This window comes from Roseomonas sp. HF4, assembly GCF_005222755.1.
Taxonomy (GTDB): domain Bacteria; phylum Pseudomonadota; class Alphaproteobacteria; order Acetobacterales; family Acetobacteraceae; genus Neoroseomonas.
This window is the reverse complement of the sequence record NZ_STGD01000002.1, coordinates 221,788-243,019: the sequence shown is the minus strand read 5'-3', so window position 1 is coordinate 243,019 and position 21,232 is coordinate 221,788. Positions and strand designations below refer to the sequence as shown.

The following is a 21,232-nucleotide window of genomic DNA, read 5'->3' as shown; positions in this document are numbered from 1 at the left end:
CATGGACCAGGAGAACACGCCCCGCGCGACCGAGGTGAGGCGCGCCGGCACATGGCCCGAGGCCGAGGCGCGCGACACCGTGCTGGTCGATTTCGACGACCGCTGGCGGCGCCGCAAACTGTATACGGGGCAGGGGGGGCTCACCTTCCTGCTCGACCTGCCGGAGGCCGCGGTGCTGCGCGACGGGGACGGGCTCGCGCTCGCGACCGGCGGCTTCGTGCGCGTGCAGGCGGCACCCGAGCCGCTGGTCGAGATCACGGCCGCGTCGCGGGAGCATCTCGCGCGCCTCGCCTGGCATCTCGGCAACCGGCACCTGCCGACGCAGATCGAGGGCGAGCGGCTGCTGATCCGCGACGACCACGTCATCGTGCACATGCTGGAAGGGCTAGGCGCCACGCTTCGCCGCGTGGACGCCCCCTTCGACCCGGAGGGCGGCGCCTATGGGGAGCACAACCACAGCCCGGCCCACCAGCCCCACCACCACCATCACGGCGACCACGACCATCACCACGACCACGAGCACTGAGGCGCTCTACCGGCTGCTTGCCTGGCTGTCGCCGGCCTATCCGGTCGGCGCCTACACCTACAGCCATGGGCTCGAGACGGCGGTCGAGGATGGCGCGGTGCGGGGCCGCGACGACCTCGTCGCCTATGTGATGGCGGCGCTGCGCGTCGGCGCCGGGCGCGTCGATGGCGCGCTTCTGGCGGCGGTGCATCGGGCGATGGTGGCGGGCCGCACCCGCGCGCTCGACGACATCGCGGAACTCGGCGCCGCCTGGCGCGGCACGCCCGAGACGGCGCTGGAGGCCGAAGGGCAGGGCACGGCGTTCATGTCGGTCACCCTCGCGGCTTGGCCCGAGCCACGGCTGGCCGCCTTCGCGGCGCGCCATCCCCGCCGCATCGTCCATGCGGTCGCCTTCGGCGCCGCCGCCGCTGCGCACGGCGTGCCGCTGGACCAGGCGGTCTTCGGCTATCTTTCGGCCTTCGCGGCCAACCTCGTCTCGGCCGGTGTCCGGCTGGTGCCGCTCGGCCAGACCGACGGGCAGAAGGCGACGGCGGCGCTTCTTCCGGTCGTCGCCGCGGCGGTCGATGCGGCGCTGGCCGCCGACCTCGACCGGCTCGGCACATCGAGCCCGGTCCTCGACATCCTCTCCATCCGTCACGAGACGCAATACACGAGGCTTTTCAGATCATGAGGAACGGTCCCTTCCGCGTCGGCATCGGCGGCCCCGTCGGCTCCGGCAAGACCGCGCTGACGGAACGGCTCTGCCGGCACCTGCGCGACCGGCACGACATCGCGGTCATCACCAACGACATCTACACGAAGGAGGATGCGGAGTTCCTGACGCGCGCCGGCGCGCTCGACCCCGAGCGCATCGCGGGCGTCGAGACCGGCGGTTGCCCGCATACCGCGATCCGCGAGGATGCCTCGATCAACCTCGCCGCCGTGCACGACATGGTGGAGAAGTTCCCCTCGCTGGAGGTGCTCTTCATCGAGAGCGGCGGCGACAACCTCGCGGCCACCTTCAGCCCGGAACTAGCCGACCTGACCATCTACGTCATCGACGTCAGCGCCGGCGACAAGATCCCGCGAAAGGGCGGGCCCGGCATCACGCGGTCGGACATGCTGGTGATCAACAAGATCGACCTGGCGCCGCTGGTCGGCGCCGACCTGTCGGTGATGGACCGCGACGCGCGGAAGATGCGCGGCCAGCGTCCCTTCGTCTTCACCAACCTCAAGGAGAACAAGGGCCTGGCCGAGATCGCCGACTTCGTGCTGCGCCAGGGGGGGATCGCGGCGTGAACGCCGGGCGACGCCACGCCGTCATCCTCGGCATGGGGCTGATGGGTTGCGACATCGCGGCGATCTTCCTGGCCGGCGGCTGGCGCGTGACGGCGGTGGAGCCGGAAGCCGTACGCTGGCCGGAGGCCGAGGCCCGCGTCCGGCAATCGATCGGGCAGTTGGACGGCGACCCGGCGGAGGCCGTGCATCTCGCGCTGCTGGATGACATCGCCGCGCCTGACTACGCCTCGGTCGAGATCGTCATCGAGGCGGTGCCCGAGCGCCTGCCGCTGAAGCGCGAGGTCTTTGCGCGGCTCGATGCGCTGGTGCCGGCGCATGTCCCGGTCGTCTCCAACGCCTCCGGCTATCGCATCACCGACATCGCGGGGCACATCGCGACGCGGGCGCGTTGCGCGAACCTGCACTTCTTCCTGCCGGCGCACATCGTCCCCGGGGTCGAGGTGGTGCAGGGCGAGCATACCGACCCGGCCATCTGCGACACCGTCGCGGCCATCATGGACGGTCTCGATCGCAAGGTGATCCGCGTCGCGCGCGACGTGCCCGGCTTCCTTGCCAACCGCATCCAGCACGCGCTGATGCGCGAGGCCTTCGCCGTGATCGACCAGGGCCTGGGCACGGCCGAGGATGTGGACCGGGCCGTCCGCTACTGCTTCGGCTTTCGCTACGCCGCGGCCGGGCCGATCACGCAGAAGGAACTCGCCGGGCTCGAGACGCAGCTCGAGGCCGGGCGGACCATCTACCCCTCGCTCTGCAACTCTCCCGATCCCAGCCCGACGCTCGCGCGGCTGGTGGCCGAGAACCGGCTTGGCCCCAAGACCGGACGCGGCTTCCGCGACTGGCCGCCGGATGTCACGGCGAAGGAACGGGCGCGCTACGAACGAGCCATGCTGGCCGCGGCGCGGATCCTGCGGGACGAGCCCTGAAGCTGCGGCTATGCGGCCGCGCTGCGGTGCACCATGAATCAGCGGATTGCCCCTGCCGCGCGCTTCGTGCGAGGCTCCGTCAGCCGTTCAACGGCGGGGAGTGACGGGCAGGAATGACGACGGCGCTGGCTCAGCGACCGATCCCTGGTTCTTCGAGTGCATCGGTTCACATGGCCGACTGCCGTCCCGACGCGTTTCGGCATCCAGCACGAAGGAGGCTGCGCGCGTGAAGCCGACGGACATTTCGTCCCCGGAGTATTTCCACAAGGTCGTCGACTGCCAGTGGGCCTGCCCGGCCCATACGCCCGTTCCGGAATACATCCGCATGATCGCGGCCGGCCGCTATGCGGACGCCTATATGGTCAACTGGCATTCCAACGTCTTCCCGGGGATTCTCGGCCGCACCTGCGACCGCCCCTGCGAGCCCGCCTGCCGGCGCGGCCGCGTCGAGGAACAGCCGGTTGCGATCTGCCGGCTCAAGCGCGTCGCCGCCGACAACAAAGGCGACGTGTCGCACCGCATGCCGGCGATCCCGGAGCAACGCAACGGCAAGCGCATCGCCTGCGTCGGCGCCGGGCCGTCCAGCCTGACCGTGGCGCGCGACCTGGCGCCGCTCGGCTACGAAGTGCATGTCTTTGACGAACAGAAGAAGCCCGGCGGCTTCATCCGCCAGCAGATCCCGCGCTTCCGGCTGCCGGAAGAAGTGATCGACGAGGAATGCGGCTACATCCTCGACCGCGGCGGCGTGGTCAGCCACCAGAACCGCCGCGTGGACAGCCTGAAGGCGCTGCTCGACGAAGGTTATGACGCGGTCTTCGTCGGATCCGGCGCTCCACGCGGGCGTGAACTCGACGTGCCGGGCCGGGCCGAGGCCGCCGCGCATATCCACCTCGGCATCGACTGGCTGGCCTCGGTGTCCTTCGGACATGTGAAGGAGGTCGGACGGCGCGTGATCGTGCTCGGCGGCGGCAATACCGCGATGGATTGCTGCCGCTCCGCCCGTCGCCTCGGCGGCGAGGAGGTGAAGGTCGTCGTCCGCTCCGGCTTTGAGGAGATGAAGGCATCCCCCTGGGAGAAGGAGGACGCGCTGGGCGAAGGCATCCCGATCCTCAATTTCCTGGTGCCCAAGGAAGTGCTGCACGACAACGGCCGCCTCACCGGCATGGTCTTCGAGAAGGTCGCCGCGCAGTATGACGAGAAGGGCCGGCGCCAACTGCTGCCGACCGGCGAGCCCGACGTGACCATCGAGGCCGACGCGGTGCTGGTCGCGATCGGCCAGGAGAACGCCTTTCCCTGGATCGAGCGCGACGCCGGCGTCGAGTTCGACCGGTGGGGCCTGCCGAAGCTCGACCAGGCGACCTTCCAGTCCACCAACCCGCGCGTCTTCTTCGGCGGCGACGCTGCCTTCGGCCCTAAGAACATCATCTGGGCGGTCGCGCATGGCCACGAGGCCGCGGTCTCGATCGACCTGTTCTGCCGCGGCGAGGACGTCGCGCAGCGCCCGCCGCCCGAGGTGCGCATCGCCAGCCAGAAGATGGGCATCCACGAATGGGCCTATGACAACGCGGTCTCGCCCGACCTTCGCTACAAGGTGCCGCACATCCCGCCCGAGAAGGCGCTGCGCGACATCACGGTCGAGGTCGAGCTCGGCTTCGACCGGGAGATGGCCTACCTCGAGACGCAGCGCTGCCTGAACTGCGACGTGCAGACGGTGTTCAACGCCAAGACCTGCATCGAATGCGACGCCTGCGTCGACATCTGCCCGACCGACTGCATCACCTTCACCGACAACGGGGAGGAGGATGAGCTGCGCACGCACCTGAAGGCGCCGGCGGTCAACCTCTACCAGGACCTCTATGTCCAGGACGGGCTCAAGACCGGGCGCGTCATGGTCAAGGACGAGGACGTGTGCCTGCATTGCGGCATGTGCGCCGAACGCTGCCCGACGGGTGCCTGGGACATGCAGAAATTCCTGCTCGAGACAGCGAAGCCGAAGGCCCACGCATGCAGCCGATAACCGCGACCAACGACTTCGTCGTCAAGTTCGCCAACGTCAACGGATCGGGCTCCGCCTCGGCCAACGGCCTGTTCGCGAAATCCATCCTGCGCATGGGCATCCCCATCGCGTCGCGCAACATCTTCCCGTCCAACATCCAGGGCCTGCCGACCTGGTTCGAGGTGCGCGTCAGCGAGGCCGGCCACATGGGCCGGCGCGGCGGCGTCGACATGATGGTCGCGATGAACCCCCAGACCTGGGACCGCGACATCGCCGAGATCGAGCCCGGCGGCTACCTGTTCTACGATTCGACGCGCCCCATGCCGAAGTCGCGCTTCCGCGACGACATCACCGTCATCGGCTGCCCGCTCACCGAGATCACCAACGCCGCCTATTCCGACCCACGGCAACGGCAGCTCTTCAAGAACATTGTCTATCTCGGCGCGCTGTCGGCGCTGCTCGACATGGACGCCGAGGCCGTGAAGGGCTCGATCGCCGCGCAGTTCAAGGGCAAGGAGAAGCTCGTTCCCGCGAACTTCGCCGCGCTCGAGATGGGCCGCGCCTGGGCGCAGGAGAACCTGTCCTGCCCGATCGGGCTGCGCCTGAAGGGCGCGGATGCGGTCGGCGAGCGTATCTTCGTCGACGGCAACCAGGCCGCGGCGCTCGGCGCCGTCTACGGCGGCGCGACGGTCTGCGCCTGGTATCCGATCACGCCGTCCACCTCGCTCGCGGAAGCCTTCGAGAAATATTGCGGCCGCCTGCGCAAGGACCCGGAGACGGACGCCAAGCGCTACGCCATCGTGCAGGCGGAGGACGAACTCGCCTCCATCGGCATGGTCATCGGCGCATCCTGGAACGGCGCGCGCGCCTTCACCGCGACCTCCGGGCCCGGCATCTCGCTGATGCAGGAATTCGTAGGCCTCGCCTATTTCGCCGAGATCCCGGCAGTGATCTTCGACGTGCAGCGCGCCGGCCCCTCCACGGGCATGCCGACGCGCACGCAGCAGTCGGACCTGCTCAGCGCCGCCTATGCGAGCCACGGCGACACCAAGCACGTGATGCTGCTGCCCGAGGACCCGAACGAGTGCTTCGCCTTCGGCGCGGACGCCTTCGACCTCGCCGACCGGCTGCAGACGCCGGTCTTCGTGATGCTCGACCTCGACATCGGCATGAACGACTGGCTCTGCGCGCCCTTCGCCTGGGACCCGGCGCGGCGGATGGACCGCGGCAAGGTGCTGAACGCTGAACAGCTGGACGAGGCCAAGACCTTCGGCCGCTACCTCGACGTGGACGGCGACGGCATCCCCTACCGCACCTGGCCCGGCACGCATCCGGAGAAGGGGGCGTTCTTCACGCGCGGCACCTCGCGCGACCGCTACGCGCGGTACACCGAGGAAGGCGCGCCCTATGTCGACAACATGGAGCGCCTGCTGAAGAAGTTCGCCACCGCGAAGTCGGTGGTGCCGCGCCCGGTGACGATCCCGGCGAAGCAGCCCGCGCGCGACGGCGTCATCTTCTACGGATCATCGTCGGCCGCCATGCGGGAGGCGCTGGCGGCGCTGGAGGACCAGGGCGTCCACCTCGACGCCATGCGCATCCGCGCCTTTCCGTTCCACGATGACGTGCGGGACTTCGTCGCGAACCACGACCGCGTCTTCGTGGTCGAGCAGAACCGCGACGCGCAGCTTCGCACCCTCCTCATCAACGAGGAGGAGATCGACCCCGCGCGGCTGATCAAGGTGCTGCATTACGACGGCACGCCCATCACCGCGCGCTTCATCCAGGCCGCCATCGCGGACCGCGCCGGTTCCGCGAATGTCCTTCCCTTCCGCAAGGCCACGCCATGAGCTACCTGCCGAAGCCCAAGTTGCACCACCCGAAGCTGCCGACGAACGCGATCGGCCTGACACGCCGTGACTACGAAGGCGCGATCAGCACGCTCTGCGCCGGCTGCGGGCATGATTCGATCAGCGCAGCCATCATCCAGGCCTGCTTCAACCTCTCCCTGCCGCCGCACCGGATCGCCAAGCTGTCCGGCATCGGCTGTTCGTCCAAGACACCGACCTACTTCCTCGGTGCCGCGCACGGCTTCAATTCCGTGCACGGGCGGATGCCGTCCGTGCTGACGGGCGCCTATCTCGCGAACCGGGACCTCGTCTATCTCGGCGTCTCGGGGGACGGCGACAGCGCCTCGATCGGCTTCGGCCAGTTCGCGCACAGCATCCGCCGCGGCGTGAACATGACCTACATCGTCGAGAACAACGGCGTGTACGGGCTGACCAAGGGTCAGTTCTCGGCCACCTCCGACCTCGGCTCGGTTGCCAAGAAGGGTGCCATCAACACCGACCAGCCGATCGACCTCGCGGCCATCGCGGTGCAACTCGGCGCGACCTTCGTCGCGCGGTCCTTCTCGGGCGACAAGGAACAGCTCGTGCCGCTGATCGAGGCCGCGCTGCTGCACGAGGGCGCCGCCTTCCTCGATGTTCTGAGCCCCTGCGTCGCCTTCAACAACCACCCCGGCAGCACGAAGTCATACGACTACGTGCGCGAGCACAACGACGCGCTGAACAAGCTCGACATCATGCTGAACCGGGCCGAGATCACGGTCGCCTATGCGCCCGGCGAGGTGACCGAGGTGACGCAGCACGACGGCTCGCTGCTCCGGCTGCGCAAGCTGCACGAAGGGCACGACCCGACCAACCGCGCCTCCGCCATGCACCACATCCTGGACCGCAAGGCGGCGGGCGAGATCGTCACGGGCCTGATCTACGTCGAACCAAACCCCTCGGCCCTGCACGAGCACCTCGGCACCGTGCCGGCGCCGCTCAATGCGCTCGGCGACGCGGAGCTTTGCCCCGGGGCCGCGGCGCTCGACAAGATCAACGCTTCGCTGCGCTGACGGCCATGCCGCGCGGCGCGCCGCTCTTCCGCGACCGCCGCGAGGCGGGGGAGAGGCTGGCGCCGCTGCTGCGCGGCCTGCGCCTGGACCGCCCCATCGTCTACGCCCTGCTGCGCGGCGGTGCCGCGGTCGCGGCGCCGGTGGCACGGGCGCTCGGCGCGCCGCTCGAGCCCTTCCTCGTGCGCAAGCTCGGCGTACCCTGGCATGAGGAGTTGGCGTTCGGCGCCCTTGCCGAGGGAGCCGAGGCGCCGGTGCTGAACGCCGACATCGTCGCGGTCAGCGGCCTGGCGCCGGCCGAGATCCTGCGCGTCCAGGCGGCCGAAGCGCGCGAACTCGAGCGCCGCCGCGCCGTCTATCTCCGGGATCGCCCGCGGCCCGACCCGCGCGGCCGGCCGGCCATCCTGGTCGATGACGGCCTTGCGACCGGCGCCACCGCCCGTGCCGCGCTGCGCGCGCTGCGGGCCCAGGGGGCGCAGCCGCTGATCCTGGCCGTGCCCGTCGCGCCGCAGGACAGCATCGATGCGCTGGCCGCCGAGGCGGACCGGATCGTCTGCGCTGAGGTCTCCGCCATCCCGCGCGGCATTGGCGGCTGCTACGACGATTTCCACCAGCTGACGGACGAGGAAGTCCTCGCGCTCCTCGACGCAATGCCAGGGACGCCGGACGCATGAGCCAGATCCCCGCCAAAGGTCGCCCAGCCGAGGCCATCCTGGCCGCGCTCCGCGAGCGCAAGGCGCAGGACCGCGACTGGCGGCGCGGCCGCCTCGCCGTCTATTTCTACTGGCTCGACGAGGACCTCGAGCGTGTCCAGCAGCAGGCCTACCTGGCCTACTGGACCGAGAACAACCTCGGCCAGCGCGCCTTTCCGAGCCTGAAGTCGCTGGAGGACGAGGTGATCGGCATGTCTCTCGCCCTGCTCGGCGGCGGGCAGGGGGCAGGGGGCACCTTCACCTCCGGCGGGTCGGAAAGCATCTTCCTGGCCATGATGGCGGCGCGGAACCGCGCGCGCGCGCGGCGCGGCAAGATGCGGCCGAACATCGTGCTGCCCGACACTGCGCACCTGACCTTCGACCGCGCGGCCGAGGCGCTCGGGCTCGAGGTGCGCCGCGTGCCCGTGGGCGCGGATCTCCGCGCCGATGTCGCTGCCATGGCGGCGCGCATGGACGACGACACGGTCGCGCTCGTTGGATCGGCGCCGAACTACCCCTTCGGCACCTTCGACCCGATCGCGGATCTTGCCGCGCTCGCGGCGCGCCGCGGTGCCTGGATGCACGTGGATGCCTGCGTCGGCGGGTTCCTGGCGCCCTATGTGCGCCGCCTCGGCCACGACATCCCGGCCTTCGAATTGTCGGTCCCGGGCGTGACTTCGCTCTCGGCCGACATCCACAAGCACGGCATGGCGCCGAAGGGCGCCTCGCTGCTGCTGGTGGCCGATGCGGCCGACCGCGAATGGCACAAATTCGAAAGCCGCGCCTGGCAGCGCGGGCCCTATGCCGCCTACACGACCCAGGGCACGCGACCGGGCGGCGCCGTCGCCGCCGCCTGGGCGGCGATGAACCACCTGGGCGAGGAGGGCTACCTCCGCTGCGCGCGCCTCATCATGGAGGCGAAGGCGATCATGATGGCGGGCATCGCCGCCATCCCGGGCCTCGGCGTGCTGCAGCCGAGCGACATCGGCATCTTCGTCTGGCGCGCGACGGACCCGACGCTCGACATCGGCAAGGTGGCCGCGGCGCTCGACGCCGAGGGCTGGCTGGTCGGCCGGCAGCAGGAACCGGACGGCATCCACCTGCACCTCAACCCGATCCACCGCAGCGTCGCCGAGGAGTATGTCGAGGCCGTCTCGCGCGCCGTGGCGGCCGCGCGGGGCGGGCAGAACAGCCGCATCGGCGCGAACGAGCGGACCTACTGACCGCTACAGGAACTTCGCCACGATGTCGGTCGAGGATCTCTCCCCGATCGCATCGAAATGCTCGGTGAGGAACGCCTCCGCCCGCGCGACGCCGAGCGCGCGGAGGTGGTGCAGGAACCCCTGGCTCGCATTCATCTTGGACGATGCGTTCAGCGCCGCGAGTTCCGCCTCGGCATCCACGGTGTGGATGAAGCAGCGCAGGTGCCGGTCCTTCGGCAATTGCCCCTGGTCGATCAGGTCGGTCACGAAGCGGATCATCCGCATCTCGCGCATCAGGGACGAGTTGAAGGCGAGCGTGTTCATCCGGTCGACGATGGCGCGGATGTCGCGGGGGACCTCAGGGATGTTGATCGGGTTGAGCTGCACGATGACGATGTCGGGCGCGCCGCCCATGTAGATCAGGGGAAAGATCGGCGGATTGCCGCAATAGCCGCCGTCCCAGTAATGCTGGCCCTCGACCTCGACCGCCTGGAACAGCAGCGGCACGCAGGCCGAGGCCATCACGGCGTCCGCGCTCATCTCGGCGCGCTCGAACACGCGCAGCCGCCCGGTCAGCACGTTGGTCGCGCACACGAACAGCGCCGGCCCTGGCGCGCGACGTAGCCGCTCGAAATCCACCACCTGCTCGATCAGCTCGTGCAGGCCGTTGCGGTTGCCGGGGTTCAACTCGTAGGGGGAGAACTGCCGCATCAGCACGTCCGCCACGCGCCAGGCCGGCGAGAAGTCCATGTTCCCCGGGCTGAACCAGAGGTCGAAGGGCGTGGGCTGCACCGGGGAGAAGGCGAAGCTGGCGCCGACCCCTTCCCAGAAGGCGTCGAGCATCCGCCGCGCTTCCTCCGGCCCGCCGGCATTCAGCCCGTCGGCCACGATCGCCGCGTTCATTGCGCCCGCGCTGGTGCCGACCAGCGCCTCGACCTGCAGCCGGTCGTCGGCCAGCAGCCGGTCGAGCACGCCCCATGTGAAGGCGCCGTGCGAGCCGCCGCCCTGCAGCGCGAGCTTGATCGGCTTGCGGTTCCGTCTCGGCATCCGGGCTACTTGCTGTCCAGCCGCGTCACGGGCGACCAGCCGGGTGGCGGCCCCTCTGGGAAGCGTGCGATGCGTGCGGCATAGGCCGCGACGAGCGGGTCCTGGGCCGGGTCGCCGGCCTCGCGCAGTGCCTCGGCCGCGCTGTCGAACTGCCCTGCGCGGAAGCGGCGGATCGCCTCCCCCCAGGCCGGCAGGCGCGCGACCAGCCCTGGGTCGGCCACCATGTCCTCCCCGCCGGGATCCCCCGCGGCCGACAGCCCGACCAGCTCATGCACCTCGATCGGGTCCTGCGCGCCCTTCGCCTGCACCAGGTCGACGGGGCGGAAGACGAAGCCGCTCCCGGCCCCGATGCGCGTGGCCTCGGAGACCAGGACCTGCGTGCCGTACATCTTGTTCATGCCTTCGAGCCGCGAGGCGAGGTTCACCATCGAGCCGATCGCCGTATAGGACATGCGGTCGGAGGATCCGACATTGCCGACCACCGCGTCGCCGCTGTGCACGCCGAAGCGCGTGCGCATGCGGGGCCAGCCCCGCGCCGCGAATTCCGCTTCGAGGCGCAGCGTCAGGCGCTTCGCGCTGAGCGCGGCGTGGCAGCCGTGCCTGGCGTGCGCCAGGTCGCGCTTCGGCGCGTTCCACATCGCCATCACCGCGTCGCCGATGTACTTGTCGATGGTCGCGTGCTGCGCCAGCAGGTCATCCGTCACCGCCTGGAAATAGGTGGAGGTGATGCGCATCAGCTCCTCCGGGTCCATGCGTTCGGCGATGCCCGTGAAGCCCTGCACGTCGCTGAACATCACGGTCAGGCGCCGGCGTTCGCCGCCGAGGCTTGCCTCCGCGCCCTCGGCCATCAGCTTTCGTACCAGGTCGCGCGGCACGTACACGCTGAACAGCCGGAGCGCCGACTTCATGCCGCCCATCGCCGCGCCGAGCGCATTCACCTCCGCCGCGCCGCCCGGCGCCGGCACGGGATCGCCGAGGTCGAGCCGCCGGACATCTTCCGCCTCGCGCTCCAGGGCTGCGAGGCCGCGCCGCACGCGGTGCGCGGCGATGCCGAGGCCGAGCCCTGTGGCCAGCACGCCCGCGGCCGCCAGCCCGTAGGCCAGGACGGAACCGGGGCCACCGGCGAAGATCGCGGTCGCCATCAACGCCAGGCCCGGCGCCGCCGCGCCGATCAGGCCGATCGCCAGCGGCAGGCCGTGCGCGGGCGCCCTCATGGCGCGCGCTCCTGTCGGGCGAGGAGCGCTTCCGCATCCGCCGGCGCCATGGCATCGAGCGCCGCCGCACCCGCCTCCGGCGTCGGCGGGCTGATCGCGAGGCTGTCGGCGGCGCGTGCATAGGCGGCGAGCTGCGCGTCGCGGGCGGCGTCGAGACCCAGCGCGCGGGCCGGCGCCGTCGGCGGCGGCAGGATTCCCAGCAGAGCCACGCGCGCCGCATGCGTCGCGACGTCGTCCGGCGCGGGCTGTCCTGCCCTTGCGATCTCCGCCGCCAGCATGCGGCTGAGGCGCGGGCCGAGCACCGGCAACGCGCTGCCGAAAAGGTCCGCCTCCCGCGCCAGCCGGCACAGCAGGTCGGGCGCCTCCGCCTCCTCCCAGGGCCAGGTCGTGGCGAGCACGATGCGGCGCAGCGCGGCGATGGCACCCGCATCGACGCCAGCTGCCGCGGCCATCCCGGCGGCCGCATCGGCCGAGCGCCGTTCGAGCACTCCGCGCTCGGCATGGACCTTGCCGTCATGCAGCAGGTCGTGCGCCGCCATCGCCGCGACGGCGAGGTCCGTCCCCGCCGTGTCCAGCAAGCCGATCCGCCGCGCGGCGCCGGCGAGCCACCCCATGGCGAGCACGGCTTCAGCCTGGTGGTGGCGGTCGTGATAGGCGGGCTCGGCGCCCGGCGGGAAGGCGGCGCCGTGGCGCTCGACCGCCTCGCCGATCGCAAGGGCGGCACGCGCCATCGGGCGCGTCAATTCGGCGCTCCCGCCGGCCGCGGCCAGGGCCCGGCGCACCGCCCCCGGCACGTCGGCCGGCCCGTTGCGTCGCCCGATCATGCAGGCTTCGGCGCGGAGAAGGGCGCCAGCGGGGCCAGCCGCGCCGAAGGCGAGGTCAAGAACCGCGTCGTTGGTCTCGGGCTGAGCGCCCATGGGCCTCGCCGGAACTATGGCCCGGCATCCTAGACCGTTCGATGCCCCCGGTGGAAAGTCCCCCGGCGCAGGCCGCCCGTCAGGCCGCGGCGATCCGGGGGCCGAGGCCGAGCGTCTCGCGCATCTGCACCAGCATCTCCCGCGCCTTGTCGCCGAGTTCGTCGTCCGGCCCGGCCACATGCTCGACCGCTGCCAGCGCCTTCCGGCGCTCGGCGGCCTCGGGCAGCAGGGCGGGCAGCGTGGCCAGCGCCTGCTCCCGCATCAGGGTCACGATGACGGTCTGCTCGCGGATCATGGCCTGGCGCGCGGCCGGGCTCATGCCGACGAAGGGCGGCTCGGTCGTCAGCAGGGCGTTCGACCGCGCGAGGCGCGAGCGCCGCACGCCGCCCCGCGCATCGGCCAGCAGGATCATCATGCGGATGACCGCCTCGGCATAGCCGCCGGTGGCGACCCGGCCGCGCGCCTCGGCGAGGTTCGCGGGCTCCACCGCGACGGAGCGCCGCGCGGCCTCCGCCTCGGCCGCCGTGTCGTCGCCCGTGACGCCGACCGCCGCGAGGCCGCCGTAGATCGCGTGGAAGGCGGTCTCCATGGCTGCGTCGCGCATGTCGCGCCAGCCGTCGATGCTGCGCTCCACCGCATTGGCCCAGGCCCGCTCCATCGCCAGGAACGGATTGTCGGGCGCGGCCGGTGCGCGGTGCTGGCGCACCATGCCGGCCATGGCCCGCACCGGCATCATGAAGGGGTTGAGGTCGCTGAACATGTAGCGGCGCGTGCGCATCGGGCTCGCCTGCCGGCGCGCCTCGGCGCTCGCCTCGGTCGCGAACTGGCGCACGAGGGGCGAGGCCAGCACGTCATACAGATGCTGGTTCATCTCCGAGATCTTGGCGACGGCGGGGAAGGCCTCGTTGCTCGCCTCCCCGGAGAGCGTGCGGATGTCGGCGATTGTCCGCTCGACCAGTTCGACCTGCCATTCCTCGTTGCTGCCCGTGCCCTCGTGGCCGGTGATGCGCATCTCATAGAGGCCGGGTGCGACCGCCTCGATCATCTCGAGCGTGGTCGCGATCTCGGAATGCTCCTTCTTCGCGACGGCGCCCGAGACGAAGATGCCGAGATGCCCGATCTGGTCGTGCAGCAGGTAGACGATGGTCTGGCCGAGCGACTTGATCTCCTGCTCGTCGCGGTAGACGTCGGCGATCCAGCGCAGTGCCTGCCCGACCGGCGTGATGTTGTCGCCCGAGGAAGCGAAGACGATCACCGGCGCCTTGACCTCCCGCATGTTGAAGGTCTCGCCGCCGCCGGACGCGATCTGCCCGGAGGAGAAGCGGTTGCCGATGAAGAGGTTGTCCACGATCCAGCGGATCTCGTCGCTGGTCATGAGGAAGTAGCCGCCCCACCAGCGTTCGAACTCGAGGAAGCGGTCGGCCTCGCTGTCGACCTGCGAATAGAGGTCGAAGTACTTCTTGAACCAGGTGTTGCCGGGCGAGAGGCTCTCGAAGTTGGCGACCAGCGAGGCGCCGTCGAACTTGCCGTTGCCGAGGTCCGCCATGAAGGAGGACGGCCAGCCGCCGCCCGCCAGCCCGCCCAGGTAGCGCATCGGGTTGCGCCCCTTCTCCCCGGCCCAGTAGGACAGCGGCGCGCCGTTCAGCACCAGCGCGCCGACCGCATCCGGCGCCGCCGCGCCCAGCATCATCGTGGCCCAGCCACCCTGGCAGTTGCCGATGACGACGGGCTTCGGCGCCTCGGGGTGGTCCTTGGTGATGCGGGTGAGGAAGGCCGCCTCCGCCGCCGTCACGTCGAGGATGGTCTGCCCCTTCTCGGGCTCGCGGTAGAAGACGACAAAATAGACCGGGTGGCCGCGACGCAGCGCGACGCCCACCTGGCTGTCGTTCTTGAAGCCGCCGATGCCCGCGCCGTGCCCCGCGCGCGGGTCGATGATGACGAAGGGGCGGAGCTTGGGGTCGGTCGCGCGCGTGCCTTCGGGCGGCAGGATGCGCACCAGCGCGTAGTTGACCGGCCGCGTCAGGTCGCGCCCGTCCACCACCGTCTCGTACGGGAAGAACAGGACGGGCGGGCAGCCGGCGCGCTCATGCTCGACGAAGTTGTTCCCGGCTTGGCGCATCACGTCCCAGAACATCAGCAGGCGCTGCGTCGCGTCGGTCATGTAGGCCTGCGCGTCCTGCGCCAGCGCACCCGGCGCGCGGGCGAAACGGGCCGCGAGGTCCTTCGCTCCCGCGGTATCTGGCGCGGGCGGCATCGCCAGGGTCGCGTGGCGCGCCATCACCTCGGCCAGCGACCGCATCTGGTCGAGCACCCGCGTCGTCGTCTCGCTGGCCTTGTTGGCCAGTTCGCGGGCGGGCAGGTTCGGCATGGCGGGCATGGACGGCACTCCGACGTTCGACGGGGTTCTGCGCCCCCGGCCGGGCGGGTTCAAGCGTTTTCGCTGCGCTGCAGCAAGGCCAGGACGTGGCGGGCGATCATGCCTTCCTCGTCGGTCGGGCGGACCAGCACGCGGGTTGCCGCGCCAGGGCCGGATATCTCGGGCGCATTGGCCGCGTTCAGCGCCGGATCCAGCACGATGCCGAGGAAGCCCAGCCCCTCGCAGATCCTGGCGCGCAGCCCCGCGGCATTCTCGCCGATGCCCGCGGTGAAGACCAGCGCGTCGATGCCGCCGAGCGCGGCCGCCAGCGCGCCCACTTCCCGGCGCACCCGCCACGCGAAGTGGGACAGCGCCCCGGCCGCGCGCGGATCGACGCTCGCCTCCAGGTCGCGAACATCCTGGCCGATGCCGGACATGCCCTTGAGCCCGGCATTGCCGTAGAGGAGCCGCTGCACGGCCGCGACGTCCATCCCTTCGGTGCCGATCAGGTGCAGCAGCACGCCCGGGTCGATCTGGCCGCAGCGCGTGCCCATCGGCACGCCGTCCAGCGCCGTGAAGCCCATGGTGCTGTCCACGCTCCGCCCGCCATGGATGGCGCAGAGCGAGGCGCCGTTGCCCAGATGCGCGACGACGATCCGCCCCGCCGCCAGCGCCGGCTCCTCGGCCGCGAGCGTCCGGGCGATGTATTCGTAGGACAGGCCGTGGAAGCCGTAGCGCCGGATGCCGCGGTCGTAGAACTCGGGCGGCAGCGCGAAGGTGTCGGCCTCCCAGGCATGGGCGCGGTGGAAGGCGGTGTCGAAGCAGGCGACCTGCGGCACGCCGGGGAAACGCTCTGTGGCCGCGGCAATGCCGGCCAGGTTGTGCGGCTGGTGCAGCGGCGCGAGCGGCGACAGCGCCTGAAGCGCGTTCATGACGGTGTCGTCGACCAGAACCGGCGCGGCGAGGTCCGGCCCGCCATGCACCACGCGATGCCCGACGGCCGCGACGCGCCGTCCCGCCAGCACGCCATCCAGCCATTCGATGATGACGCCGAGCGCGGCGCGGTGATCGGCTGGCGCCGCGGCGCCGTCCCAGCGCCGATCCGCGAGGCGCCGGCCCGCGGCATCCTGCGCGACGAAATGCGGCGCGGCGCCGATCCCCTCCACCTGCCCGCCGAAGCGGGCGACCGGCGCGCCGTCCCGCGCCTCGAACAGTTCGAACTTGATCGAGGACGAGCCGGCGTTCAGCACCAGGACGGCATCGCCGGCGGCGATCACGGCGTCATCTCCTGCAGGCGCGAGCGCCCGGTCCGCCGCCAGTGGCCGTAGAGCACCGCAAGCGCCGCCGACATCAGGCGCGCATGCTCGTCGTCGGCGCGCGAGGTCAGCATCACCGGCACCTTCGCGCCGAGCACGAGCCCGCCGGTATCTGCCTGCGAGAGGAACACGAGCTGCTTGGCCAGCATGTTGCCGGCCTCGAGGTTCGGCGCCACGAGCACGTCCGCCCGGCCCGCGACGGTCGAGTGGATCCCCTTGGTCCGCGCCGCCTCCAGGTCCACCGCGTTGTCCATGGCGAGCGGCCCGTCCACCAGCCCGCCCGTGATCTGCCCGCGCTCGGCCATCTTCGCCAGCGCAGCGGCATCGACTGTGGACGGGATCGCCGGGTTGATCGTCTCGATCGCCGAGAGGATGCCGACGCGCGGCTCCTCGATCCCGATCGCGCGCGCCAGGTCGATCGCGTTCTGCACGATGTCGGCCTTGGTCATCAGGTCGGGCAGGATGTTGATCGCCGCATCCGTGATGATCATCAGCCCTTCATGCCCGGGGATGTCGAGCACGAAGGCATGGCTGATGCGCCGCCCGGCGCGCAGCCCGCCGTCCGATTTCGTGACGTGGCGCAGCACCTCGTCGGAATGGATGTTGCCCTTCATCACCGCTTCGGCGCGCGCCTCGTGCACCAGGGCGACGGCGCGGGCGGGGGCGGCGTGGATGTCGGCGGTCGCCTCGATCCTGACGCCGGCCAGGTTCCAGCCGATCTTCTCGGCCGCGGCGCGGATCGCCGCCTCGGGGCCGACCAGGATGGGCTCGATCAGGCCCTCCTTCGTCGCTTCCCAGGCGCCGCCCAGCGAATTCTCGTCGGTCGGCGCGGCGATGGCGGTCGGCATGGCCGGCAGCCCGCGGCACGCCTCGAGCAGCCGGGAGAACTTACCGCGCGGGACCAGCGTCAGTTCCGGGATCACGACGCCGTCGGTCACGAGCCGGTTCTGCGGCGGGCTGATCTCGGCGACGCCGTCGGCGATCAGGACGCCGTCCGCCTTCTCGAGCCGGCAGTCCATCACCAGCAGGTTGCCAGGCAGCTTCTCCCGCACCGTCACGGTCGCGACCACCGCATCGCCGGCCTCGACGCGCGCATGGAAGCGGAGTGCCTGCGACCGATACACCGTGCCGGGGCCGGGCAGCCGGTTGCCGAACACCGCCGAGAACAGCGACCCGCACCACATGGCGGGCGCGATTGCCGTGCGGCCGGTCTCCTGCTCGGATTCGCCCGGCAGGTGCACCGGGTTCAGGTTGCCCGAGGCATGGGCGAAGACGATCAGGTCGTTCGGTGTGCAGACGCGCGTGAGGCTCGCGGTCTCGCCTTGCGCGATGTCGTCCCAGGCACGGCCGACGAGGGCGGGGGCGCTGATCGTCACGGGCTCGTCTCCAGGTTGGTCGTGGGAAGGAAGCGGGGCGCCGGGGTCGCCGCCCCGGGCGGCCTGCGCATCGCGGTCATGCCACGTTGTGCAGGCCGGCATCGACGTAGATCGTGTCGCCCGTCATGCCGGAGGAGGCGCCGCCCACCAGGAAGGCGACCACGCGCCCGACCTCGGCGATGTCGACAAGGCGATGTTGCGGCGCGCGTTGCTGGGCCATCTGCACGAGCTCGTCGAACTGGGCGATGCCGCTCGCCGCCCGCGTCTTGAGCGGGCCGGGGGAGACGGCGAAGACGCGGATGCCCTTCTCCCCGAGCTCGTCGGCCGCGTAGCGCACGGAGGCCTCCAGCGCCGCCTTCACCGGGCCCATGACGTTGTAGTTCCCGACCACCTTGTCGGCGCCGTAGTAGGACATGGTCACGAGCACGCCGCCGGCCGCCATCAGCGGCTCGGCCAGCCGGGCCATGCGCAGGAACGACCAGCAGGAGACGTGCATCGCCTGCGCGAACCCCTCGGCGCTGCAGTCGACGACGCGCCCATGCAGGTCGTCGCGCGGGGCGAAGGCGATGGAGTGGATGACGAAGTCGAGCCGCCCCCAGTCCCGCCCGATCCGTTCGAACAGGGCTTCGAGCTGGCCCGGCTGCTGGACGTCGAGCGGCGCCACGATGTCGGCCTGCAACTGCTCGGCCAGCGGGCGGACGTGCTTCTCGGCCCTGTCGTTCAGGTAGGTGACCGCCAGGTCGGCGCCGAAGGCGCGCAGCTTCACCGCGCAGCCATAGGCGATCGAATCGGCGTTCGCGATGCCGACCACGAGCCCGCGCTTGCCGCGCAGCATGTCGCCGACGCGGCTGTCGGGGTCCCAGACGCGCGGCAGCGGGTCGGTCGGGCGGGAACCTTCGGTCATGCTGCGCCTCCTGGATCATGTCGCGATCGTGAGTGCCACGCCGGCCCTCCCCGGTCCTTGACCTAGAACAGAACCGGGCGGGCAGGCCATCGGGATATTGTTGCAACGCAGCATGCGCGCCGCGCCGCCCAGGGTTGCCACCCTGCCGCGCGCGGCCGAAGGTGCCGCGCCGCCTTCGCAGAGGACACGCGATGTACATCGAGCACCGCCAGTACACCTTCCACCCCGGCAAGCAGCCGCAATGGATCGACGCCTTCGGTAGCATGGGCTTCCCATCCTCCGTGCGCACGCTCGGCGCGCCATCCATGGGCACGTTCACGGTCGAGGTCGGGACCATCAACCGCTTCGTCTTCCTGCGCGGCTGGGACGACATCGACACCCGCGACGCCGGGATCGCGGCGCGCGAGGCCGATCCGCAGTGGAACGACTTCAAGAAGGCCGCCGCCGGCTGCATCATGTCGCAGGAGGTGAAGTTCCTGAAGCCGACCGCCTTCTCCCCCATCACCAGCGCGAAGGACTTCGCCTTCAAGCGCGCGATCGGCGGCACCGGCATGGTGGTCGACCACCGCACCTACGACTTCCACCCGGGCAAGATGCCGGCCTGGATCAAGGCCTATGAGGAACTCGGCCTGCCGGTGCAGAAGCGTCTGCTCGGCCAGCTGCTGATGTTCGGCGTCACCGAGATCGGTCCGATCAACCAGGTGGTCTTCATGTGGCTGTACGAGGGCTTCGGCGACCGCGACCGTCGCCGCAGCGCCATGGCGGCCGACCCGCAGTGGCAGGAATTCGGCAAGGTCGTGGGCGGGCTCGGCGCGCTGAAGCAGCAGACCGTCATGGCGCTGAAGCCGACCGCCTTCTCCGTCGTGAAGTAGGCCGGCGCCGGTGGGGCGGGGGCCTGTCCCCGCCCGTGCCCGGCCGGTTCACGCCACCTTAATGCATCCGGGGGATGATGATCGTTCCCTCCCCCGGCAGGTCCATGCAGGAACTCGTCCGCCCAGCGCCGCCATCCGCGGCCGACAGATTTCTCGCCTTCGCCTTCGCGGCGGCCGAACTGCTGGTCGAAACCGACCGCGACGGGCGCATCACCTTCGCCGAGGGCGCCTTTCCGGCCCGGTTCGGCCGCCCGGGCCAGGCCTTCCTGGGCCGCCCGGTGCAGGACCTCATCGCGCGCGACCAACGATCGGGCATGGGGACCGCGCTCGAACTCCTGGGCGCGACCGGTCGCATCCGGCCCACGGCGATCCGCCTTTCCGACAGCGCCGGTTCCCCCTTCAGCATCGCAGGCCTGGCCGCGCCCGGGCGGAACGGGCGGTTCTGCCTCACCTTCGCGCCGCTGCCGCACGAATTGCCGGGCGGGCCGCTGCCGGGCGGCCCCGGCTTCGTCCGCGCGGCCGAGGACATGCTCCGCGGCTCGGACGCGCCCGGGGCCCTCGGCATGCTCGAATTGTGCGGTGACGGCGGCGCGCTGACCCCCCGGGCCGACCTCGCCGCACGGATCCAGGGCGTGCTGGCCACGCATGGCGGCGCCGGCGCGCTGGCGACCGACCTCGGCGGCGGTCGCTTCGCGGTCCTGCCGGGGGAGGGCATGCCCGATCTCGGCGCGCTGGCGGCGCATGTGGCGCGGCTGCTGGCCCAGCATGGCCTGCCGGGGCGGATCGGCACGCGGGCCGTGGTGCTGGCCTCGGACGGGCTGAGCCCGCTGCAGGCCACCCGCGCGCTGCGCTTCGCGCTGTCGGCCTTCGCCCGCGGCGGCGACCTGGCGCTTGAGAAGGCGGGTTTCTCCGGCGGGCTGGCCGGGTTCGTCGCGAGCGCGGCCGACCGCGCGGCAGCGCTCCGCGGCACCATCGCCGATCGCCGCTTCCGCCTTGCCTTCCAACCCATCGTCATGCTCGCCGATCGACGGCCGCACCATTACGAGGCGCTGCTCCGCCCCATCCCCACGCCGGGCACGCCCTTTTCCGAGCCATCGGAGTTCATCGCCCTGGCCGAGACGGTCGGCCTGTCCGAGGAACTGGACTGGGCCGTGGTGGAGACAGCCTGCGAGGCCGCGCGCGCCGCCGCCGGCGCGCGCATCGCCTGCAACCTCTCCGGCCTGTCGCTGCAATCCCCGGCCTTCCGGGACCGGCTGTGCCTGCTGTTCGACGCCGCGCCGGACCTCGCTCGCCGCATGCTCATCGAGATCACCGAGACCGCCGAGATCGAGGACGAGCCCGAGGCGTGCCGCACCGTGGACGCGCTGCGCGACCGTGGCCTGCCCATCTGCCTCGACGATTTCGGCGCAGGCGCCGCCGCCTTCCGCTACCTGCGCGCCTTCCGCGTCGACTTCGTGAAGGTCGACGGCATCTACGTGGCCCACGCCGTGGACAGCGAGCGCGACCGCGGCTTCATCTCCGCCATGGTCGACCTGGCCCGGACCGTCGGCGCCGAGGTCGTGGCCGAGCGCATCGAGACCGAGGCGCAGGCCGGCCTGATGCGCGACCTCGGCGTGGGCTTCGGGCAGGGCTACCTGTTCGGCCGCCCGGGGACGCTGCCAGGGGGCTGACCGGCGGCACGGCGCTTGCCCTTCGGCGCGCGCCGGCGCAGGAAGCG

General features: G+C 71.1%; 18 protein-coding genes. 11 read left to right on the top strand and 7 right to left on the bottom strand.

The window, feature by feature from the left end:
* The first annotated feature begins 1 nt into the window (after position 1).
* The 9 genes from E8M80_RS04045 (at position 2) to E8M80_RS04005 (ending at position 9,534) form a co-directional block, all read left to right on the top strand.
* Complete coding sequence (locus tag E8M80_RS04045; RefSeq protein WP_137124373.1) at positions 2-526, top strand: urease accessory protein UreE; 525 nt, start codon at positions 2-4, stop codon at positions 524-526.
* A complete protein-coding gene (locus tag E8M80_RS04040; protein ID WP_137124372.1) occupies positions 441-1,196 on the top strand; it encodes an urease accessory protein UreF in 756 nt (251 codons plus the stop codon). The genes E8M80_RS04045 and E8M80_RS04040 overlap by 86 nt, the downstream gene beginning before the upstream one ends.
* Positions 1,193-1,804 (top strand): urease accessory protein UreG, encoded by a 612-nt coding sequence (ureG, locus tag E8M80_RS04035; protein ID WP_137124371.1) that lies wholly within the window; start codon positions 1,193-1,195, stop codon positions 1,802-1,804. Before E8M80_RS04040 ends, ureG begins: the two co-directional genes overlap by 4 nt.
* Complete coding sequence (locus E8M80_RS04030; RefSeq protein WP_240789878.1) at positions 1,801-2,727, top strand: 3-hydroxyacyl-CoA dehydrogenase family protein; 927 nt, start codon at positions 1,801-1,803, stop codon at positions 2,725-2,727. Before ureG ends, E8M80_RS04030 begins: the two co-directional genes overlap by 4 nt.
* 226 nt (positions 2,728-2,953) lie before the next feature.
* On the top strand, positions 2,954-4,744 hold the full coding sequence (locus tag E8M80_RS04025; RefSeq protein WP_137124370.1) for an FAD-dependent oxidoreductase: 1,791 nt from the start codon (positions 2,954-2,956) through the stop codon (positions 4,742-4,744).
* Positions 4,732-6,570: a 2-oxoacid:acceptor oxidoreductase subunit alpha gene (locus E8M80_RS04020; RefSeq protein WP_137124369.1), complete on the top strand. Its 1,839-nt coding sequence runs from the start codon at positions 4,732-4,734 to the stop codon at positions 6,568-6,570. Before E8M80_RS04025 ends, E8M80_RS04020 begins: the two co-directional genes overlap by 13 nt.
* Complete coding sequence (locus E8M80_RS04015) at positions 6,567-7,622, top strand: 2-oxoacid:ferredoxin oxidoreductase subunit beta (protein WP_137124368.1); 1,056 nt, start codon at positions 6,567-6,569, stop codon at positions 7,620-7,622. The genes E8M80_RS04020 and E8M80_RS04015 overlap by 4 nt, the downstream gene beginning before the upstream one ends.
* Before the next feature lie 5 nt (positions 7,623-7,627).
* The gene (locus E8M80_RS04010) at positions 7,628-8,293 is read left to right on the top strand and encodes a phosphoribosyltransferase (RefSeq protein WP_137124367.1); all 666 of its coding nucleotides are present in this window, start codon (positions 7,628-7,630) and stop codon (positions 8,291-8,293) included.
* Positions 8,290-9,534: an aminotransferase class V-fold PLP-dependent enzyme gene (locus tag E8M80_RS04005; RefSeq protein WP_137124366.1), complete on the top strand. Its 1,245-nt coding sequence runs from the start codon at positions 8,290-8,292 to the stop codon at positions 9,532-9,534. Before E8M80_RS04010 ends, E8M80_RS04005 begins: the two co-directional genes overlap by 4 nt.
* Positions 9,535-9,537: 3 nt before the next feature.
* On the opposite strand, the gene E8M80_RS04000 is transcribed toward E8M80_RS04005, so the two are convergent.
* The 7 genes from E8M80_RS04000 to fabI all read right to left on the bottom strand — a co-directional run bounded on the left by E8M80_RS04000 (position 9,538) and on the right by fabI (position 18,574).
* On the bottom strand, positions 9,538-10,560 hold the full coding sequence (locus E8M80_RS04000; protein WP_137124365.1) for a patatin-like phospholipase family protein: 1,023 nt from the start codon (positions 10,558-10,560) through the stop codon (positions 9,538-9,540).
* Between the two features lie 5 nt (positions 10,561-10,565).
* The gene (locus E8M80_RS03995; protein WP_137124364.1) at positions 10,566-11,774 is read right to left on the bottom strand and encodes an adenylate/guanylate cyclase domain-containing protein; all 1,209 of its coding nucleotides are present in this window, start codon (positions 11,772-11,774) and stop codon (positions 10,566-10,568) included.
* Positions 11,771-12,691 (bottom strand): hypothetical protein, encoded by a 921-nt coding sequence (locus E8M80_RS03990; RefSeq protein WP_137124363.1) that lies wholly within the window; start codon positions 12,689-12,691, stop codon positions 11,771-11,773. The genes E8M80_RS03995 and E8M80_RS03990 overlap by 4 nt, the downstream gene beginning before the upstream one ends.
* A gap of 79 nt (positions 12,692-12,770) precedes the next feature.
* Positions 12,771-15,068 (bottom strand): DUF3141 domain-containing protein, encoded by a 2,298-nt coding sequence (locus E8M80_RS03985; protein ID WP_137124362.1) that lies wholly within the window; start codon positions 15,066-15,068, stop codon positions 12,771-12,773.
* 50 nt (positions 15,069-15,118) lie between these two features.
* On the bottom strand, positions 15,119-16,324 hold the full coding sequence (locus E8M80_RS03980) for an acetate/propionate family kinase (RefSeq protein ID WP_240789877.1): 1,206 nt from the start codon (positions 16,322-16,324) through the stop codon (positions 15,119-15,121).
* Positions 16,321-17,739, bottom strand: coding sequence for a bifunctional enoyl-CoA hydratase/phosphate acetyltransferase (locus tag E8M80_RS03975; protein ID WP_240789876.1), 1,419 nt, complete (start codon positions 17,737-17,739; stop codon positions 16,321-16,323). The genes E8M80_RS03980 and E8M80_RS03975 overlap by 4 nt, the downstream gene beginning before the upstream one ends.
* 76 nt (positions 17,740-17,815) lie before the next feature.
* Positions 17,816-18,574 (bottom strand): enoyl-ACP reductase FabI, encoded by a 759-nt coding sequence (gene fabI, locus E8M80_RS03970; protein ID WP_206035573.1) that lies wholly within the window; start codon positions 18,572-18,574, stop codon positions 17,816-17,818.
* Positions 18,575-18,834: 260 nt separating this feature from the next.
* Between fabI and E8M80_RS03965 the strand changes: the two genes are divergently transcribed.
* On the top strand, positions 18,835-19,515 hold the full coding sequence (locus E8M80_RS03965; RefSeq protein WP_137124359.1) for an NIPSNAP family protein: 681 nt from the start codon (positions 18,835-18,837) through the stop codon (positions 19,513-19,515).
* Between the two features lie 74 nt (positions 19,516-19,589).
* Positions 19,590-21,185, top strand: coding sequence for an EAL domain-containing protein (locus tag E8M80_RS03960; RefSeq protein WP_137124358.1), 1,596 nt, complete (start codon positions 19,590-19,592; stop codon positions 21,183-21,185).
* Positions 21,186-21,232 lie beyond the last annotated feature (47 nt).

What these genes read in the sequence shown, in the direction of transcription:
- E8M80_RS03960 (WP_137124358.1), top strand. Translation starts at nt 19,590, where the DNA reads ATGATGATCGTTCCCTCCCCCGGCAGGTCCATGCAGGAACTCGTCCGC.
- E8M80_RS04020 (WP_137124369.1), top strand. Translation starts at nt 4,732, where the DNA reads ATGCAGCCGATAACCGCGACCAACGACTTCGTCGTCAAGTTCGCCAAC.
- ureG (WP_137124371.1), top strand. Translation starts at nt 1,193, where the DNA reads ATGAGGAACGGTCCCTTCCGCGTCGGCATCGGCGGCCCCGTCGGCTCC.
- E8M80_RS03995 (WP_137124364.1), bottom strand. Translation starts at nt 11,774, where the DNA reads ATGAGGGCGCCCGCGCACGGCCTGCCGCTGGCGATCGGCCTGATCGGC.
- E8M80_RS03985 (WP_137124362.1), bottom strand. Translation starts at nt 15,068, where the DNA reads ATGCCCGCCATGCCGAACCTGCCCGCCCGCGAACTGGCCAACAAGGCC.
- E8M80_RS04000 (WP_137124365.1), bottom strand. Translation starts at nt 10,560, where the DNA reads ATGCCGAGACGGAACCGCAAGCCGATCAAGCTCGCGCTGCAGGGCGGC.
- fabI (WP_206035573.1), bottom strand. Translation starts at nt 18,574, where the DNA reads ATGCTGCGCGGCAAGCGCGGGCTCGTGGTCGGCATCGCGAACGCCGAT.
- E8M80_RS04040 (WP_137124372.1), top strand. Translation starts at nt 441, where the DNA reads ATGGGGAGCACAACCACAGCCCGGCCCACCAGCCCCACCACCACCATC.
- E8M80_RS03990 (WP_137124363.1), bottom strand. Translation starts at nt 12,691, where the DNA reads ATGGGCGCTCAGCCCGAGACCAACGACGCGGTTCTTGACCTCGCCTTC.
- E8M80_RS04005 (WP_137124366.1), top strand. Translation starts at nt 8,290, where the DNA reads ATGAGCCAGATCCCCGCCAAAGGTCGCCCAGCCGAGGCCATCCTGGCC.
- E8M80_RS04015 (WP_137124368.1), top strand. Translation starts at nt 6,567, where the DNA reads ATGAGCTACCTGCCGAAGCCCAAGTTGCACCACCCGAAGCTGCCGACG.
- E8M80_RS03965 (WP_137124359.1), top strand. Translation starts at nt 18,835, where the DNA reads ATGTACATCGAGCACCGCCAGTACACCTTCCACCCCGGCAAGCAGCCG.
- E8M80_RS04045 (WP_137124373.1), top strand. Translation starts at nt 2, where the DNA reads ATGGACCAGGAGAACACGCCCCGCGCGACCGAGGTGAGGCGCGCCGGC.
- E8M80_RS04010 (WP_137124367.1), top strand. Translation starts at nt 7,628, where the DNA reads ATGCCGCGCGGCGCGCCGCTCTTCCGCGACCGCCGCGAGGCGGGGGAG.